Genomic DNA, 16996 nt, shown 5'->3' on the forward strand with positions numbered 1-16996 from the left:
GGGTCAGGCGGTGCGCAGTGCGGGGTCGCTGGTGCCGGGCTCGCCCGTCTCCACATGTCCGGCGAGCCTGCGCCGGTAGCCGGTGTCGCTGTCGGACCGTACGCGCAGGTCGTACCAGCGCTTGCTGTGGCCGAGGTCGACCCAGCGGGTCTGCCGGTCACCGGCCTTGACGGTGACCTTGCTGCTCGTGCCGCCGTAGGCGTTGGTGACGGTGAGCCGGCAGGCGGTGTCGGCGGGGTTGGTGAAGGTGAGTTCGAGGCGCCCGGTGTCCTGGTCGTGGTGGCCGGTGACCTCCGGGCTCACGGTCGCGGCGGTGCCCTCGTAGGTGCGCAGGTAGCCGCCCGGGCCGTGCACGCTCAGGTCGTACGTCCCCTCGGAAGGGCCGGTGCTCCAGGTGTCGGAGAGCTTCTTGCCGGCCGCGGCGGTGTAGGTCCAGGGTCCGTCGGTGCGGTTGCCGGAGGTGACGAGGAAGCAGGCGCCGGTCTCGTCACCCGGCGTGAAGGTGAGCTTGACGGTGCCGTCGGCCGGTTTGACGGCCGCGGTGACCAGGGGCGTGTAGGGGAGGGGCCGGGTGGGCCGTGCGCCCTTCTCCTGCACGGGCAGGGCGGGGGCGGCCGGCGGCGAGGGGGTGTAGCTGTCGTGCCGCTCCTGGTCCGGCGGCTCGTAGGCGTCGGTGTTCGGCAGGTCCGCGCGCTCGGTGTGCTTGAGGCTGAAGTCGAAGGCGGAGGTGAGGTCGCCGCAGATGGCGCGGCGCCAGGGGGAGATGTGTGGTTCGCGCACGCCGAAGCGGCGTTCCATGAACTGGATGACGGAGGTGTGGTCGAAGACCTCGGAGCAGACGTAGCCGCCGGTGGACCACGGGGAGACGACGAGGGTGGGAACCCGCATGCCGAGACCGTACGGGCCCGCGCTGTATTCGTCGTCGCCGGGGAAGACGTCCAGGTCGCTGTCGACGGTGGACGCGCCCCATGAGGAGTCGGCCGGCGGGTAGGGCGGCGGCACGTGGTCGAAGTAGCCGTCGTTCTCGTCGTACGTGATGAACAGGGCGGTCTTGCTCCACACCTCGGGGTCGGACGTCAGCGCGTCCAGGACCTGGGAGATGTACCAAGCGCCGTAATTCGCGGGCCAGTTGGGGTGCTCGGAAAAGGCTTCCGGGGCGGCGATCCAGGAAATCTCCGGGAGTTTCCCGGCCTTGACGTCGGCGCGCAGGTCATCGAGGAGATGGCCGCCCTTCTTGACCCTCGTCCCCTTGCGCGCTCTTTCGTAGAGGGGGTCACCGGGCTTGGAGTCGCGGAACTTGTTGAAGAACATCAGCGAGTTGTCGCCGTAGTTTCCGCGGTAGGCGTCCTCCAGGACGCCCCACAGTCCCTTCTCGGTGAGTCCGTCGCCGATGTCCTGATAGATCTTCCACGACACCCCGGCCTTCTCCAGGCGTTCGGGATAGGTGGTCCAGTCGTAACCGGCTTCTTCGTTGCCCAGGACCGGTCCGCCGCCCTTGCCGTCATTTCCCGTATGCCCGGAGTAGAGGTAATAGCGGTTGGGGTCGGTCGCGCCCATGATGGACGAGTGGTAGGAGTCGCAGACCGTGAAGGCGTCCGCCAGGGCGTAGTGGAACGGTATGTCGTCCCTGGTCAGGTGTGCCATGGTCCCGGACGTCTTGGCGGCTATCCAGTCGTCGTACTTGCCCTTGTTCCAGGCCTGATGGCCGGTTTCCCAGTCATGGCTCAACCCGGCGATGAACTGCATTCCCAGATCGTCCGCGTCCGGGTGGTAGGGCAGGACTTCCTTGCCGCCACCGGACTGATGCCATACGGATTTTCCGCTCTCCAGCATGAGAGGGCGGGGGTCACCGAATCCCCGGACGCCGCCCAGTGTGCCGAAGTAGTGGTCGAAGGAGCGGTTCTCCTGCATGAGCACCACGATGTGCTCGACGTCGTCGATCGATCCCGTCCGGGTGGAGGCGGGGATGTCGAGGGCGCGCATGATGCTGGCGGACAGAGCCGCGACGCCAACGGTGCCACCCGCTGCCTGGAGGAAGCGCCGACGGTTGAATGCGGGCATGAAGACGTACCTCTGAAATGTGGGGGATAGAGGACCGGTCACCCTAGGCAGGACCGCCCTTGAGCCGTCAAATGGTGAGAGTCTTCAGTCATGGCAGAAGAAGTCGACGCCCCCGTCATCCTGAGCAACGCACCCGGCTCCTTCTCCCGGAGCGTGCTCGCCGAGCGGCATCCGGCGCTCATCAAGAAGGTGCGGGACGCCTTCCCCTACGATCCGCGCCGGCACCGCGCCCTCGACGCCCTGCTGACACAGGCCACGGAGGGCGTGATCGAACCCCCGGACCCCGACGCGCACGACCACGAACTGTGGGAGGCATGGGGCCGCGAATACGTCGGCCTGTCCTGGTTCGACGTGCCCTTCCTGTGGTCCGAGAGCTACTTCTACCGCCAACTCCTGGCAGCCGTCGGGTACTTCGAGCCCGGCCCCTGGCAGGGGATCGATCCGTTCCGCCCGTTCAAGCAGGCGGAACTCCGCACGGAGGAGGCCGCAGAGGAACTGGCCGCGCTGGACGGTCTTGCCCGGCGGCCCTTCGACGAGCAGCGTCAGGCGCTCCTCCTTGGCTCACTGTGGGGCAACCGCGCGGACCTGGGGTTCGCCGTGGGCGGCGGCGCGACCGGGGCCGCCGAATCCCGCCTCGTCGCCGACGACTCCGCACTGCTGTGGTCACTGCTGCCCGAGGGCGGCGCGACCACGCTGTGCCTGGTCGCCGACAACGCCGGACGAGAACTCCTGCCCGACCTCATCCTCGTCGACCACCTCCTGCACCATCAGCGCGCCGAGCGGGTCGTGCTGCACGTCAAGCCCTATCCGTACTACGTCTCGGACGCCATGACCGCCGACGTGATCGACTGCCTGCGCCACCTGCACGGCGCGAGCGGCTGCGCGGCAGAGGTGGGTGAGCGCTTGTGGGCGGCCATGGGCGACGGCCGGCTCACCGTCCGCAGCCACCCCTTCTCCTGCGCCCCGCTGCCGTACGCGGACATGCCCGACGACCTGCGCCAGGAGTTCGCCGATGCTGATGTCACCGTCATGAAGGGCGACCTGAACTACCGGCGCCTGGTCGGCGACCGGCTGTGGCCCGCCACCACGCCGTACGAGGAGCGCACCGCGTACTTCCCGGGCCCGGTGGCCGCGCTGCGGACGCTGAAGTCCGACGTGATCGTCGGTCTCGACGCGCGGACCGAGGCGGCGCTTGACGCCGAACACGGCCGGGGCTGGCGCACGAGCGGCACCCTCGCCCTGATTCAGGCACGGCGGTGACCTGCAGCGATGACGTAAAGCTTTGCCTTTCGCTCTCTTGGTGGTTATCGTTTCCAGCGTCCTGTTGTCTCCGATAGAGGTGGACGTTGCGCATCTGAGGTTCGCGATCATCGCGCCGTACGGCCCTCGCCGTACGCCCGTCACGCCGCAGCCGGCCCCGCCGGTGCCGCCCGTGACCCCGCGTGGATGCGACCTCGGTGCATGAGCCGTCCCCCGATCTCCAGGACCGCCGCACCTCTCTCTTTCCCGGCCGGTCGCCGCGTGGTGCTCGCATACGACGCCCCCTGCCCGCGCCTGCGACTGCGAGAACCTTCATGTCTGTACCCACCACCCCCAGCGCGTCCCTGACCTGCTCCGCCCTGTCGTTCCAGTGGCCGGACGGCACAAGCGTCTTCGACGGACTTTCCCTCAGCATCGGCCGGGGCCGCACCGGGCTCGTCGGCACCAACGGCACGGGCAAGTCCACCCTGTTGCGCCTCCTGGCCGGTCAACTGCGGCCCTCCAAGGGGTCGGTGACCGTCGGCGGCAGCCTCGCCTACCTGCCGCAGAACATCACCCTCGACACCACCCTGCGCGTCGACCAGGCCCTGGGCATCGCCGAGCGGCGCGACGCGCTGCGCGCCATCGAAGCGGGGGACGTGCGCGAGCAGCACTTCGAGACGGTCGGCGACGACTGGGACGTCGAGGAAAGAGCCCTGGCCATGCTGGGTTCGCTCGGACTCGGCGGCGTCGAACTCGACCGCACCGTGGGCCAGATGTCCGGCGGCGAGACCGTACTGCTGCGCCTGGCCGCGCTGCTCCTGGAGCGCCCCGACGTCCTCCTGCTCGACGAGCCGACCAACAACCTCGATCTGTTCGCGCGCCGCCGGCTCTACGAGGCCGTCGACTCCTGGCGCTCCGGAGTCCTGGTCGTGGTCAGCCACGACCTCGACCTGCTCGAGCGCGTGGACCGCATCGCCGAGCTGCGCGCCGGGTCGGTGAGCTGGTACGGCGGCGGCTGGTCCGCCTACGAGGAAGCCCTGGCCACCGAACAAGAAGCGGCCGGACGGATGCTGCGGGCCGCCGAAGCCGACGTACGCCGCCAGAAGCGCGAACTGGAGGAGACCCAGATCAAGGTGGCCCGCCGCGCACGGCACAGCAAGAAGATGGACGCCCAGCGGCGCGCCCCGCGCATCGTCGCGGGCGAGAAGAAGCGATCCGCGCAGGAGTCGGGGGACAAACTCCGCGGCCTGCACGAGGAGCGGCTCAGCGAGGCGCGCGAGCGGCGTGAGGAGGCCGCGGACGCGATCCGCAACGACGCCGAGATCCGCGTCAGCCTCCCGCACACCGCCGTGCCCGCGGGCCGCACGGTACTGACGCTCAGTGAACTGCGCCCGCAGTACGGCCAGTTGAAGGAAGGCAGCCTGCACGTACAAGGACCCGAACGGATCGCCCTGGTCGGACGCAACGGCGCCGGCAAGACGACGCTGCTGCGCACCCTCACCGGCGAGCTGGCTCCGCTGTCCGGCGAGGTCAAGACGTCCGTGCCACTGCGGTTCCTGCCGCAGCGCCTGGACGTCCTCGACGACACGCTGAGCGTCGCGGCGAACGTCTCGCGCCTGGCACCCGGGCTCACCGACAACCACATCCGCTCCCAGCTCGCGCGCTTCCTGTTCAAGGGGGCACGCGCCGAACAGCCGGCCGGCACACTCTCCGGCGGCGAGCGCTTCCGCGCCGCGCTCGCGGCGATGATGCTGGCCGCACCGGCCCCTCAGCTGCTGCTGCTCGACGAACCGACCAACAACCTCGACCTGGCCAGCGTGCGCCAACTGACCGGCGCACTGGAGTCGTACGAGGGCGCGCTCCTGATCGCCAGCCACGACCTGACCTTCCTGGAGTCGGTCGGCATCACCCGCTGGGTGCTCGTCGGGGAAGAGCTCCAGGAGACCACCGCGGAAGAGGTCCGCGACCTGCTGGCGGCGCCGCAGGCGAACTGAGCGGCGCCGGAAGGAACATGGGAGGGGTCGCGGGTGCTCGACGGGCGGTCGCTTCCGAGGGGCACGGTGTGCCGGTCAGTCGGGGAGCCCCACACGGACCACCGCCGTGCTCCACTCCTCGGGGTCTCTGTCGGCGCCGCCGGGTTCGCCCTCCACCGCCGCGTACAGCGCGTCGTCGGAGCCTGCGATGGCCTGCACCCCCGCGATCACGGACGACAGTTCGCCGTCGGCCACGCGATGGACGAGCTTGCCGCCGGAGGACTCCTCAAGGAGCTTCTTCTGCGTGGCCGATGAGGCGCCCTCCCAGCGATAGGCGCTGTCCAGGCTCGGCTCGTAGGCCTCACGCCCGTCGGAGTAGTAGACCTCGTCGCGCCCCGCAAGGAGGGTCAGATCGCCGTGCGGATCGACGGTCGAACGCGGGATCTCCGCGTCGAGAGCTCTGCCGGTGCTCTCGAAGGGATCCTTGTCCTCGGCGATCTTGCCGGGAGCGGAGGCCGCGACCAGGGGGCTCAGGGTGCCGTCGTCCTTGATACGGACGATGCCCGCCCCGGTCCTCCAGTACAGGCCGTCCTTGCCGGGGGCGAGCCACCCCGAGTTGAAGACGTCGGTGACCAGTACGTCCTTGGCCTTGGTGCCGGGCGCCGGGTCAATGCCGTTCTTCACCGCGGGGTTGGACCGCTTGTAGGACTCGCGGCCCTCGGGCGGGCGCCCCGCCACGAGCTCGACCGAGTCACCCTCGACCTGGTGGACGTAGGAGGCAATGTCGCCCCAGACCACCTGGTCGCCGAAGTAGACGGAGCCGTCGTCGGTGACGGCCACGCCCGTGATCTGGCCCGTGCAGAACTTGCTGATCGCCGGCCGCGCGTCGAGCTTCTCGCAGCCGCCCTTGACGACCTTGGTCGCCTTGCCCGCGGGAGTGACCTTCCACAGATCCTCCGCCGCGAGGTAGACGGAACCGTCGGGAGCCACCGCGGCCTGCTCTGCCGTGACGCCGTCCATACCGGTGATGGTCGTGCGCTCGGCGGCGCCGGAGGGCCCCCGCTGCCACATCACCATCCCGTCGTTCTCCTGCGTGAACAGGGAGACGGTCCCGTCGGATGCGGCGGCGAGAGCCGCGTACGAACCCCGGATCGCCAGCTTGTCGTCCTTGGCGTAGATGTCGTCGCCGCCCCCGAGGACGAAGTCGACGTGCGGCGGCCCGCCTTCGTCATCCGATGCCATGTTGTGGACAGCAAATCCGGCTATGGCCACGAGCGCGACACCCGCGCCGACCATGGCCCGGCGCCGCCCGCCGGACCAGGTATCAAAGCCGCGCAAGGTAAGGCCTCTCGTCGCTGAGGGATGTGGTGCTGAAGCAGGTGATGAATGTCAGGCCTCAGGGCCGGATCGTCCGACGACGCACCATACGCAGCCCCACCGCGTCCTGTTGCTCCACATCGCTGTCCGTCGCCAGATGGAGAGGAACAAAGAGGACCATCCAGTAGAAGCCGAACAGCCAGCGGCCGAAGAGCCGGAGAAGACCGGGACGTCGGCCGTCGGAGACGCGGACCACGCGCAGCCCCGTGATCAGCTTTCCGAGGCTGGCCCTGGCCGCCAGCGTGAGCAGGACATGGTTGACGCAAGAAACTCCGGCGGCCACGCCGAGCGCGAGGCCCCACACCGTGGGTGACTGCGGCCGCAGTTCGACCACCCCGTCGCTCACCTTCACCCCGGCCGCAACCCCGGCGGCGAGACCGCACGCCAGAGCGATGAGCGCGTCGATGACAGCCGCGGTGACCCTGCGCGCCTGCGAGGGGGCCATATCACGGACGGGGGTGTGCTGCTGATTGACCACGGCGCTACTTTCCGGCCTCTTGCTCGTCCACTGTCCACTGTCCACTGTCCGACGGGCCGGTCTCGGCGACGCCATGGCTGCACGCTACTGTCCGCAGCCTGCCGACTGCCTCGGGGGTACCCGCCTGCGGATACGGTGACGGCGAAAAGAGGGGGCGGTATGGGGGATTGGGACGACGACACGGACTATCACCGGGCTGTGGGCTGCACCTGGGGCATGGTTGCGATCACCGCAGGCTGTTCGCTGGCGGTGCTGGGTCTCATTGTCGCCGCAACCCTTGGCCTGGGCTTCTTCCTGGACATCGCAGAAGCTCTCGGCCAGTAACCACGAGCCACGTAACTTGCGCCGGACAGCGCGCCCGCGACCGGCTCCCGGCCGGGACGGGCCCGAGGGTGATCTCCGTAGGGTGATCACCCGTTGAGCGGACCCGGCCCGGCGCGAGACGCGGGGCTGTGCGGCTCGGTGCCGTCAGTCGTGCAGGGCCACCAGGACGACGGCGGCCGAGACGGCGCCGAGTGCCACGGCGGCGACGCCGTGGGAGAGCCGGTGGGTGCGCGGGACGGGCAGGAAGTGGTCAACGGCGAGCCTGCCGGGGCCGGCAAGCGCCAGGCTCACGCCTGCTGTGAGCAGGACCAGGTCGTACTCGATGCCGGAGGGGTTGAAGAAGCCGCTGCCCCACTTCATGGAGATGGCATTGAGCATGATCCCGACGATCCCCGCCCCGGCGAGCGGGGTGAACAGGCCGATGGCCAGGCCCAGGCCGCCGAACGTCTCGGTCAGGCCGGCGACGGTGGCCATGGTCTTCGGGGCGGAGTAGCCGTCGCTCGCGAAGAATCCCGCGGTGCCGTCGAGGCCGGCGCCGTTGAACCAGCCGAAGAGCTTCTGGGTGCCGTGCACGGCCATGGTCAGGCCGACCGCGCAGCGCAGCAGCAGGAGCCCGATGTCGATGCCGGACCGCGAGGAGGCGAGCGGGGAGCCGGGGCCGCCCGGAGCGGTCATGTGTGTGCCGGCGGAACTGGTGGAAGCGGAAAAGGGCATGCTGATCTCTCCTGTTGGCTGATGCCATCGCTGAAGGTGATGCGGTGCTGCCGACCGGTCGGGTCGGTGGGGTGCGGGTGGAGAGATCCCGTCTACGTTCTGATGACCCGGGTTCTGTAGAGGTCTACGGACGTCGCGTCCGGGGGAGAGGCTCCGGGCAGCACGGGGGCGTCGTGCCGGGGTTCGTACGACACGGGCGCCGCGTCGAAGGCGGGCGCGCTGGTCCGCTCCGGAGCGGGCAACGCCTCGCGGGGGGTCGTGCTCTCGCCCTCGTGACAGCCGCGGCCTCCGTCGCGCACCCGGTCGGAGCCGCTGTCCCGGCTGTCCGCGTACGGGCCGAAGGCGACGGCGGTCGCGCCGCGGTCCTCGGTGACCGAGGCGACGGCCGTGCCCGACGGCCCGTCGATGCCGAGCAGGGCAACGAGAAAGAGAAAGGCCATGGCAAGCAGGGCCGTGCACACCGCACTGCCCTGGGTTCGCATCTCCCGTGTGGCCATCTCCGACTGATGGTAGGCCAGTGTGGGCGGTGAGCACAGGAGGGGCGGCAGTTGACGGACTGGCGCGTGCGCAATGCTGGATGCTGGGCACATGCTGCTGCCGTCCCAAGAGAACATCGAGCTGATCGAGGTCGTCCGCCTCACCGACTCCGTGGCGAACATGGCGGCCGCCGATCTGGTGGGCGAAGACGTCGCGCTGTGGACGGCCGATGAGGTTGGCCAGGCGCTGGCTCTGATGTCCTCGATCCCCGACGACGAACTGCACCGCTGCTTCTTCCCGGGCTGGGGGATCAGGGCCCATAGTTCCACGGGGCTGCTGTACCGCATAGCCTTCTGCTTCCGGTGCCACGGAGCCCGGCTGTGGGGCCCGGGTGTTCCCGCCGAGCAGGAAGGACTCCAGGGCTTCGCCTCGCAGAGCCCTGCCGCCCTCGAACTGCTCCGGCGCTTCCGGGCGGCGAGTTGAGGCCAAGGCCTGCGGGAGGTCAGCCCCCGACCCGCCCATAGCGTCCGGGCGTGGTGCCCACATGGCGTGTGAAGTGCCGGTTCAGATGGGCCTGGTCGTGAAACCCCACGGCGGTCGCGACCTCGGCGGGGCGCCGGCCTTCGAGCAGGAGATGTCGTGCGCGCTCGATGCGCCTGCCGGTGAGGTAGGTGTGCGGCGGGAGGCCGTAGGTCTGCCTGAAGCAGCGGATCAGGTGGGTGGGGTGTGCGTGCAGTGCGGCGGCGGCCTGGTGCAGCGAGAGACCGGCCGAGGTCCGCGAGTCAAGGAGTTCACGCAGCCTGACCGCGAGACGGTTGGCCTCGCGGCCCGGTGTGCGGGGCCGCAGCGCGTCGAGGTGGACGTGGAGCCGCTCACGGACGAAGGACAGGCGAGACTCGGCTTCGAACTCGTCTCCCGGGTGGCCGAGGGAAGCGTGCAGTTGGTGTATCCGGTGGCGCAGCAAGGCGTCGTCGAGAATCGGCCCGTCCACCGCGCTGCCGACCAGGCGCAGGGGAAGCACGGAGTCATCGAGGTAGAGCACGCGCTTCCGGAAGCCCGCAGCGGTGACGGTCCGTCCGTCGTGCGGTACGCCCGGCGGCAGCAGAAGCACATGGGCGGTGCCGGTCGCGTCGTGGCGGCGGCGGTCGAGTGCGAAGTCGACCGCTCCGTCGTCGAGGATCATCAGGTCCCATGTGTCATGGGTGTGCGCCGGGTACGCGTGGTCGGTGAAGTGCGCGTGGAAGACCTCCGCGATGCCCGGCACCGAGGGGCGCCAGGCGGTGACGGACGTACGGGGGCGCTCTTCCTGCATGCCAGGAACGTACAAGACCGGCGGGCTCCGCGAGCGGCAGGCTCATGGCATCAGCCGGACAGCAAGGGCCCGGGAAGGCAGGAGGGCTTCGGGCTGCCGGCCATGAGGAAGGATGCCGCATGTCGAAGAAGTCCGTTCCCGTCAACATCGCCGGGAGACTCGCGGAGTTCAGCGAGTTGTGGTCGCAGAAGACGGTGGCCGTCCTCAACGACTACGAGGTCAAGCTGGCCAAGCTGCACGGGGAGTTCGTCTGGCACAGCCACGAGGACACCGACGAACTGTTCCTGGTGATCAGCGGGCGGCTGACCATTCAGCTCAGGGACGGCGACGTGGTCCTGGCTCCCGGCGAGCTGTTCGTCGTCCCCCGCGGGGTCGAACACTGCCCGGTGGCGCACGAGGAGACCGCCATCCTGCTCTTCGAGCCCGCGGGGACGATGAACACGGGTGACGCCGGAGGGCCGATGACCAAGGCGACCGAGCTCGTCTCGTAGGGACGCGCCGCCGGACGGCGGGCTCCGCGTGATGCTGTCCACATGCTGGACCGCCCCTCCCCGGACGCACTGCGGCTACTCACCCCGATATGAGTAGCCGCCCCCACGCGGAGTCCGCCGAGCGCCGCCTGGCCTTCGGCCACGCCGGCCCTCGGGGATCTGCGCGATCGTCTGCGGCGTCAGCTACCTGTTTGGAATGCGGGGCGACGGGGCAGCCGACCGACGCCGGGCGCGGGCCGGGATCGCGCTCGGCGCGGTGGCCGTCCTTGTGCCGCTGGGCTTGATCCTCTGGGTGGTCTCCGCCCTCGGAGCGTGATGGGCCCGGCGTGACGAGCGCCACCTGCCGGGACATGGGCAGGTCATCGCTTTGTATCCTCGGCAGGCAGTGCCGATGCCCTGGTCGCCGGCCGAGGCTGCCCACCGGCCCCGGCAGCGCCGACAACGTAAGGACAGACACATCATGACCACCGAGCTGAGCCCCGACTCCCTGACCGGGCTCCTTGAGCGGGCCCGCCAGGACTACCAGGACCTCGCAGGACGCGGGCTCTCGCTCGACCTCACGCGCGGCAAGCCGGCGCCGGAGCAGCTGGACCTCTCCGAGGAGCTGCTGAGCCTGCCGGGCGGTCGGCACACCTCCGCCGACGGCACGGACGTACGCAATTACGGCGGCCTGCAGGGTCTGGTGGAGCTGCGCGAGATCTTCGCGGACGTCCTCCAGGTGCCGGCCGAGCAGCTCCTCGCGCTCGGCAACTCCAGCCTCGAGCTGATGCACGACTGCATCGTGCACGCCCTGCTGAGCGTGGTGCCGGGTGGCGAGTCCCGCTGGGTGGACCAGGAGCGGATCGCCTTCCTGTGCCCCACTCCGGGATACGACCGGCATTTCGGTCTCTGTCAGCGGTTCGGCATCGACATGATCCCGGTGCCGATGACGGCCGGGGGCCCGGACATGGACGCCGTGGAGCGGCTCGTCGCCGAGAACCCGAAGATCAAGGGCATCTGGTGCGTCCCGAAGTACAGCAACCCCGACGGTGTCTCCTACAGCGATGAGACCGTGGCCCGCCTTGCCTCGATGCAGACCGCCGCTCCCGATTTCCGTATCTTCTGGGACAACGCGTACGCCGCCCACCACCTCACCGACGAGCCCGTCGAGATCGCCGACCTCCTCGCCGCCTGCGCGGACGCGGGGAACGCGGACCGCGTCTTCGTCTTCGGCTCCACCTCGAAGATCACCGCGGCGGGCGCGGGCGTCGCCTTCTTCGGCTCTTCGCCCGCGAACCTGAAGTGGCTGCTCGCCAACAACGCCAAGCGGTCGATCGGCCCCGACAAGATCAACCAGCTGCGGCACGTGATGTTCCTGCGGGACGCCGAGGGTGTGCGGGCCCACATGGAGCGCCAGCGCGCCCTGCTCCAGCCGAAGTTCGAGGCGGTGGCCCGGATCCTGGAGGCGGAGCTCGGCGGCACCGGTCTCGCCCGGTGGACCGACCCCAAGGGCGGCTACTTCGTCACTCTCGAAGTGACCGAGGGCTGCGCCAAGGAGGTCGTACGCCGTGCCGCCGAGGCGGGCATCGTGCTGACCCCGGCCGGCGCGACCCACCCGTACGGCGACGACCCGCGCGACGCCACCATCCGTATCGCGCCCAGCTACCCGAGTCTCACCGAACTCGAGCAGGCCATGCAGGGTCTCACCACCTGCGTGCGGCTGGTGGGCTACGAGCAGAGCGCCGCCTAGGTCCGACGCCCCGGTACCGGGGTGACAGGGGGAGGGGCGCTGCCCGCCGCGATCACCGATCGCCGGCGCGGGCGGCGCCCCTCCTCCGTTCATGCGTGGTTCCTGCTCAGAGCAGCATGACGGAATCGCGATGAGGCTTGCTGAACGAGGACGCCTCATCGCGGCTCACAGCAACGACCTGACCAGTCGTCACATGCCCTCCCGCCAGTTGTCGTTGTGCGGCCGGTCGATCTCAAGGGCTGCGCAACGGGGGTTGTGAGGAAGGGATGCGGTGAGGTGAGGGGACCGCATGGGTGATCGAGACGTGACGCGCCCGGGGTCAGCCGGCGGAGCCGGACCGATCCCCGGGTTCGGCGAGCACCATCTCGCGCTCCACCTTCGAGGGATCGCCCTTCATGGGGGCGGTTTTACCCGAGCGCACGAAGCCGTACCGTCGGTAGAAGCCCTCGGCCCGCGCATTGTCCTCGTGGACGTACAGGCGCACCCGTGCCACCTCCGCCACCGACCACGCCCATTCGACGGCCGCTTCGAAGAGCGCGTCGATCGCGCCGCTTCCGCGGTGCTCGGGGCGGACGAAGACGCCGACGAGATGTGCCTGGCGCTCCTGTACGGTTCCGCCGAACACGTCGTCGCTGCCCGCGTCCTCGACGAGCACGGTTACCGTGCCGCTCCAGGCCCCGGCCCGGTCCTCGGTCACGAATTGGCGCACCCGCGTTCCGCCGGACGCCCCCTCGGCCCGCTCCTGCCAGAAGGAGTCCGGCTGCGCGGCGGCCTGCTCGTACGTGTCGAGAAAGGCGATCGGGGCTGCCGGATCCTGCAGCGCCATGAGCCGCAGGTTCTTCACCTCGGGCCACTCGTGGGCACGTATCGGGCGGGCGGCGGGGCGGGGAAGCTGGTTCATGCTGCCGCACCCTACGGGACCGATGTTGCGGGGCGCTGCGGTATTTTCCCAGGTCCCCGCGGTGCGATGCGGCGCGATCCGCATACGCCTCACTCCTCCGGTTCGGCCGCCACAATCTCCAGGAGTCCGGGAAAACGCTGCTCCAGATCCGCCCGGCGCAACGTGGCCATCCGGCTGTTGCCGCGGGAGACCTGCTGGATGAGACCGGCCTCGCGCAGTGCGCGGAAGTGGTGTGTGACGGTCGCCTTGGAGACCGGCAGTGCGAAGGAGCTGCATGTGCGCGCGGTGCCGTCGGCCGCGGCAGCCAGCTCGCGCACCACGCGGCGGCGCAGCGGATCCGCCAGTGCGGCGAGCACCGGTCCGAGTTGTATCTCCCCGACGGTCGGGTGGCCCTCGTCATCGGGCATGTCGGACGCCTCCCTGTAGGTATGGCTTGCATCGTACCTCTCTGATCGCTACCGTCCCGATCCATAGGTATGAGTTTCGTCGTACCTATGGATCCGTCATCGCGAGGAGCAGACCTTCATGTCCCAGCCGTTCACACTCGTCGGCACCGCACGCCCCAAGCCCGAGCGCGCCGCCGAACTGCAAGAGCTCCTGCTCTCGTTCGTCGAGCCGACGCGGCGCGAATCCGGCTGCCTGGAGTATCACTTCCACGAGGACCAGGACGAGCCCGGCGTCTTCGTCTTCTACGAGGCCTGGCGCTCCAGGGCCGATCTCGACGCCCACCTCGCCCTCCCGCACATGCGCGCATTCTGGGAGCGGCGGATGGAGTACCTGGAGTCCGACCTCGACATCCGTTTTCTGACCATGCACAGTCCCTACCCGCCCGCCGAGAAAGTTCGTCCCAACTCTTGACCGGTACTCCCGGGCCCCGCACAGTACTCGTTAATGCGCATAACTAATACGCATTAACGACGGAGGGGCAGCGGTGGACGAACCCAAGAAGCGCGCCGGACGAGGCCGGGCGCCCGCCTCGGCAGGGCGCACCGGGCGGCCGCGTCAGGCCGAGGTCGCCCGGCTCGCGGGGGTGTCGCAGGCCACGGTCTCGCTGGTGCTCGCGGGCAAGAAGCAGGGCGTCGCCATCTCGGACGAGACCCGGCAGAAGGTGCTCGACGCGGCCGCCGGCCTCGGCTATGTACCCGACCCGGCCGCCCGGCGCCTCGCGGCGGCGCGCAATGGCCTCCTTGGAGTGTTCAGCTTTACGGCGACCTTCCCCACGGACGTGCAGCACTCGTACTACCCGTTCCTGGTGGGCGTGGAGCAGGAAGCCGCCGCGCAGGGCTACGACCTGGTGCTCTTCACCGGGTCGAGCAGAGGCGGTGCGGGGGCCGGCGGGCCGCACGCGCTCAACAGGGCGCGGCTCGCCGACGGCTGTCTCTTCCTGGGCCGTCACGCACCGGTGGACGAACTGCGCAGGCTCGTCGACGACGGGTTCCCCGTGGTCCACCTCGGCCGCAGGGACGAACCGGAGGGTCTTGCCTGGGTCGGCGCCGACTACGTGAGCGCCAGCCGCGAAGTCGTCCGGCAACTCGCCGCCCTCGGGCACCGTCGCATCGTCCTCGTACGCGAAGACGACGACGCGCCCGCCTCCACCGACCGTGAACAAGGTTTCCTGGAGGGACTGAAGGCCGCGGGGCTGCCCGGCGGGGACGACGCCGTGTTCCGCCGCGCCGATCCGGAGCGCGCGCTCGGCCCGGAGCGGCTGCGGCAGTGGGCCGCGGAGGGCGTCACCGCGTTCGTGGCCGAGGAGACCGACAGCGGCGCGGCCTGGCGGGCACTGAGCACGGCTGCCCGCGAGGCCGGCCTGGACTGCCCCGGCGACATCTCCCTCGCCGTCCTCGGCAGCCCGCCGCCCGACCTCGCGGACGCGCCGCTCCCCACGGGATTCGACATCCCCCGCGCGCAGTTGGGCGCGGCGGCCGTACGCCTGCTCGCCACCCTCGTCGCGGGCGAGGACGCCGCCGCCCCGCTGGTGGCCTGCACCTTCCGGCCCGGCGCCAGCACGGGACCGCCGCCGAAGAAGCTTCCGGACGGCGCATGACGGCGGTGGTGAGCAGCCGCGCCCCGCCACGCGCCGGACTCCCGCGGCACGACCACGTACGGCAACACAGCAGCACACAGCAGCACTGCACTAGGAGAACCGTGATCCCTGAACCGGACATCCTCATCGTCGGCGGCGGCCTGGGCGGCGTGGCCGCCGCGCTCGCCGCCTGCCGGGCCGGCCGGACCGTCGTCCTCACCGAGGAGACGGACTGGATCGGTGGGCAGCTCACCTCCCAGGCCGTTCCGCCGGACGAGCACCCCTGGGTGGAGCAGTTCGGCACGACCGCCTCGTACCGCAAGCTGCGCGAGTCGATCAGGGACTACTACCGCCAGTGGTATCCGCTCCGGTCGGAGGCCTCGTCCCTGACCAACCTCAATCCGGGCGCCGGGCGGGTCAGCAAGCTCTGCCACGAGCCCCGCGTCGCCCTGGCCGTCATGGAAGGCATGCTCGCGCCGCATCTCGCGTCGGGGCGGCTGACGCTCCTGACCGAGCACCGGTCCGTTGCCGCCAAGTCGGACAACGATGTCATCACCTCGGTGACCCTGGAGAACCTGCGCGACGGCGAGCGCACCACGCTCCACGCCCGGTACGTCATCGACGCCACCGAGACCGGTGAGCTCCTCGAACTCGGCGGCGTCGAGCACGCCATCGGCGCCGAGTCGCGCGCCGAGTTCGGCGAGCCGCACGCACCCGAGGAAGCACAGCCCCTCAACCAGCAGGGCATCACCGTCTGCTTCGCGCTCTCCCACCACCAGGGCGAGAACCACGTCATCGAGCGCCCCGTCGACTACGACTTCTGGCGCTCCTACCAGCCCGACTTCTGGCCGGGCCAGCTCCTCGGCTTCCTCGCACCGGACCCGCGTTCGCTCGAAGCCGTCCCGCGTACGTTCGTGCCGAACCCGGAGATCGACCCGCTCGCCGTCAACGCCGACCAGAGCGCCGACGCGGGCGACAAGGAACTGTGGGGCTTCCGCCGCATCCTCGCCCGCAAGCTGCACCGTCCGGGCGCCTTCGACTCCGACATCACGCTGGTCAACTGGCCGCTCAACGACTACTGGTTGAAGCCGCTTATCGGAGGCGGCGAGGAGACCTCGGCGCAGGCGCTCGCGGAGGCGCGCCAGCTCTCGCTCTCGGTCCTGTACTGGCTCCAGACCGAGGCACCCCGCGAGGACGGCGGCACCGGATTCCCCGGTCTGCGCCTTCGCCCCGACATCACCGGCACGGCGGACGGTCTGGCCAAGGCCCCCTATGTGCGGGAGTCGCGGCGCATCAAGGCGGTCACCACCGTCACCGAGCAGGACGTCGCCATCGACGTCGTCGGCCCCTACGGGCGGACCGCCTACCGGGACTCGGTGGGCGTCGGCAACTACCGCATCGACCTGCACCCCTCCACCGGCGGCGACAACTACATCGACATCGGCTCCGTGCCGTTCGAGATACCGCTCGGCGCCCTGGTGCCCCGCCGGGTCCGCAATCTCCTGCCCGCGGGCAAGAACATCGGCACCACCCACATCACCAACGGCTGCTACCGCCTCCACCCCGTGGAGTGGAACATCGGCGAGGTCGCCGGCGCCCTGGCCGCGCACTGCGTGTCCGAAGGCGTCGAACCTCACCAGGTCCAGGCCGAGGACAAGCGGTTCGACGAATTCGCCCGGCTGCTCGACCGAGACGGAGTGCAGCGCCACTGGCCCGACGTACGCGGCTACTGAGAACCGACGGTTCTCAAAAGTGCCGGGTGGGACAGCTCCACCTGTGCCCCCCCGCCCCCCCCCCCCCCCCCAAAACCCCCCAAGGAGGGTGGGGTTTAAAAAAAAGTCCGGGGCCCACAAAAATTTCGTGGTTAAAAAGGGGGTGGGGGGGTGGATTAAAA

17 protein-coding genes are annotated in these 16996 nt (G+C 69.9%); 9 read left to right on the forward strand and 8 right to left on the reverse strand.

Annotated elements, in window-relative coordinates:
* Positions 1-3 precede the first annotated feature (3 nt).
* A complete protein-coding gene (locus ACWFR3_RS16410) occupies positions 4-2061 on the reverse strand; it encodes a phosphocholine-specific phospholipase C (protein WP_453735237.1) in 2058 nt (685 codons plus the stop codon).
* Between the two features lie 90 nt (positions 2062-2151).
* On the opposite strand from ACWFR3_RS16410, the gene ACWFR3_RS16415 reads away from it, so the two are divergent.
* Both ACWFR3_RS16415 and ACWFR3_RS16420 read left to right on the forward strand, forming a co-directional pair.
* Entirely contained in the window at positions 2152-3321 is a 1170-nt protein-coding gene (locus ACWFR3_RS16415; protein ID WP_453735238.1) for a damage-control phosphatase ARMT1 family protein, read from the forward strand.
* Positions 3322-3635: 314 nt separating this feature from the next.
* Positions 3636-5297, forward strand: coding sequence for an ABC-F family ATP-binding cassette domain-containing protein (locus ACWFR3_RS16420; protein ID WP_453735239.1), 1662 nt, complete (start codon positions 3636-3638; stop codon positions 5295-5297).
* Positions 5298-5372: 75 nt separating this feature from the next.
* Here the strand turns inward: ACWFR3_RS16420 and ACWFR3_RS16425 are convergent, their stop codons facing one another.
* Both ACWFR3_RS16425 and ACWFR3_RS16430 read right to left on the reverse strand, forming a co-directional pair.
* Positions 5373-6614 (reverse strand): hypothetical protein, encoded by a 1242-nt coding sequence (locus ACWFR3_RS16425; RefSeq protein ID WP_453735240.1) that lies wholly within the window; start codon positions 6612-6614, stop codon positions 5373-5375.
* A gap of 58 nt (positions 6615-6672) precedes the next feature.
* Positions 6673-7131, reverse strand: coding sequence for an RDD family protein (locus ACWFR3_RS16430; RefSeq protein WP_453735241.1), 459 nt, complete (start codon positions 7129-7131; stop codon positions 6673-6675).
* 159 nt (positions 7132-7290) lie between these two features.
* Between ACWFR3_RS16430 and ACWFR3_RS16435 the strand changes: the two genes are divergently transcribed.
* Positions 7291-7455, forward strand: coding sequence for a hypothetical protein (locus tag ACWFR3_RS16435; protein ID WP_453735242.1), 165 nt, complete (start codon positions 7291-7293; stop codon positions 7453-7455).
* 144 nt (positions 7456-7599) lie between these two features.
* Here the strand turns inward: ACWFR3_RS16435 and ACWFR3_RS16440 are convergent, their stop codons facing one another.
* Together ACWFR3_RS16440 and ACWFR3_RS16445 are read right to left on the reverse strand one after the other, a co-directional pair.
* On the reverse strand, positions 7600-8130 hold the full coding sequence (locus tag ACWFR3_RS16440) for a DoxX family protein (protein ID WP_453735297.1): 531 nt from the start codon (positions 8128-8130) through the stop codon (positions 7600-7602).
* A 131-nt stretch (positions 8131-8261) separates the two neighbouring features.
* Positions 8262-8666 carry a hypothetical protein gene (locus ACWFR3_RS16445; RefSeq protein WP_453735243.1) on the reverse strand — a complete coding sequence of 135 codons (405 nt, stop codon included), beginning with the start codon at positions 8664-8666 and terminating at the stop codon, positions 8262-8264.
* Between the two features lie 91 nt (positions 8667-8757).
* Here ACWFR3_RS16445 and ACWFR3_RS16450 point away from each other — a divergent pair, with 91 nt between their 5' ends.
* Positions 8758-9129, forward strand: a complete 372-nt coding sequence (locus ACWFR3_RS16450; protein WP_453735244.1) for a hypothetical protein — start codon at positions 8758-8760, stop codon at positions 9127-9129.
* Between the two features lie 19 nt (positions 9130-9148).
* Here ACWFR3_RS16450 and ACWFR3_RS16455 read toward each other — a convergent pair whose 3' ends face one another.
* Positions 9149-9958: an AraC family transcriptional regulator gene (locus ACWFR3_RS16455; RefSeq protein ID WP_453735245.1), complete on the reverse strand. Its 810-nt coding sequence runs from the start codon at positions 9956-9958 to the stop codon at positions 9149-9151.
* A gap of 119 nt (positions 9959-10077) precedes the next feature.
* Here ACWFR3_RS16455 and ACWFR3_RS16460 point away from each other — a divergent pair, with 119 nt between their 5' ends.
* A complete protein-coding gene (locus ACWFR3_RS16460) occupies positions 10078-10449 on the forward strand; it encodes a cupin domain-containing protein (RefSeq protein ID WP_453735246.1) in 372 nt (123 codons plus the stop codon).
* Between the two features lie 460 nt (positions 10450-10909).
* A complete protein-coding gene (locus tag ACWFR3_RS16465) occupies positions 10910-12178 on the forward strand; it encodes an aminotransferase (RefSeq protein ID WP_453735247.1) in 1269 nt (422 codons plus the stop codon).
* Between the two features lie 319 nt (positions 12179-12497).
* Here the strand turns inward: ACWFR3_RS16465 and ACWFR3_RS16470 are convergent, their stop codons facing one another.
* Both ACWFR3_RS16470 and ACWFR3_RS16475 read right to left on the reverse strand, forming a co-directional pair.
* Entirely contained in the window at positions 12498-13079 is a 582-nt protein-coding gene (locus ACWFR3_RS16470; protein ID WP_453735248.1) for a GNAT family N-acetyltransferase, read from the reverse strand.
* A gap of 89 nt (positions 13080-13168) precedes the next feature.
* The gene (locus ACWFR3_RS16475; RefSeq protein WP_453735249.1) at positions 13169-13486 is read right to left on the reverse strand and encodes an ArsR/SmtB family transcription factor; all 318 of its coding nucleotides are present in this window, start codon (positions 13484-13486) and stop codon (positions 13169-13171) included.
* A 118-nt stretch (positions 13487-13604) separates the two neighbouring features.
* Here ACWFR3_RS16475 and ACWFR3_RS16480 point away from each other — a divergent pair, with 118 nt between their 5' ends.
* The 3 genes from ACWFR3_RS16480 to ACWFR3_RS16490 all read left to right on the forward strand — a co-directional run bounded on the left by ACWFR3_RS16480 (position 13605) and on the right by ACWFR3_RS16490 (position 16835).
* A complete protein-coding gene (locus tag ACWFR3_RS16480; RefSeq protein ID WP_453735250.1) occupies positions 13605-13937 on the forward strand; it encodes a putative quinol monooxygenase in 333 nt (110 codons plus the stop codon).
* A 73-nt stretch (positions 13938-14010) separates the two neighbouring features.
* Positions 14011-15123 (forward strand): LacI family DNA-binding transcriptional regulator, encoded by a 1113-nt coding sequence (locus tag ACWFR3_RS16485; protein WP_453735251.1) that lies wholly within the window; start codon positions 14011-14013, stop codon positions 15121-15123.
* A 101-nt stretch (positions 15124-15224) separates the two neighbouring features.
* Complete coding sequence (locus ACWFR3_RS16490; protein WP_453735252.1) at positions 15225-16835, forward strand: FAD-dependent oxidoreductase; 1611 nt, start codon at positions 15225-15227, stop codon at positions 16833-16835.
* Positions 16836-16996 lie beyond the last annotated feature (161 nt).

Source organism: Streptomyces sp. NPDC055189 (assembly GCF_053606765.1).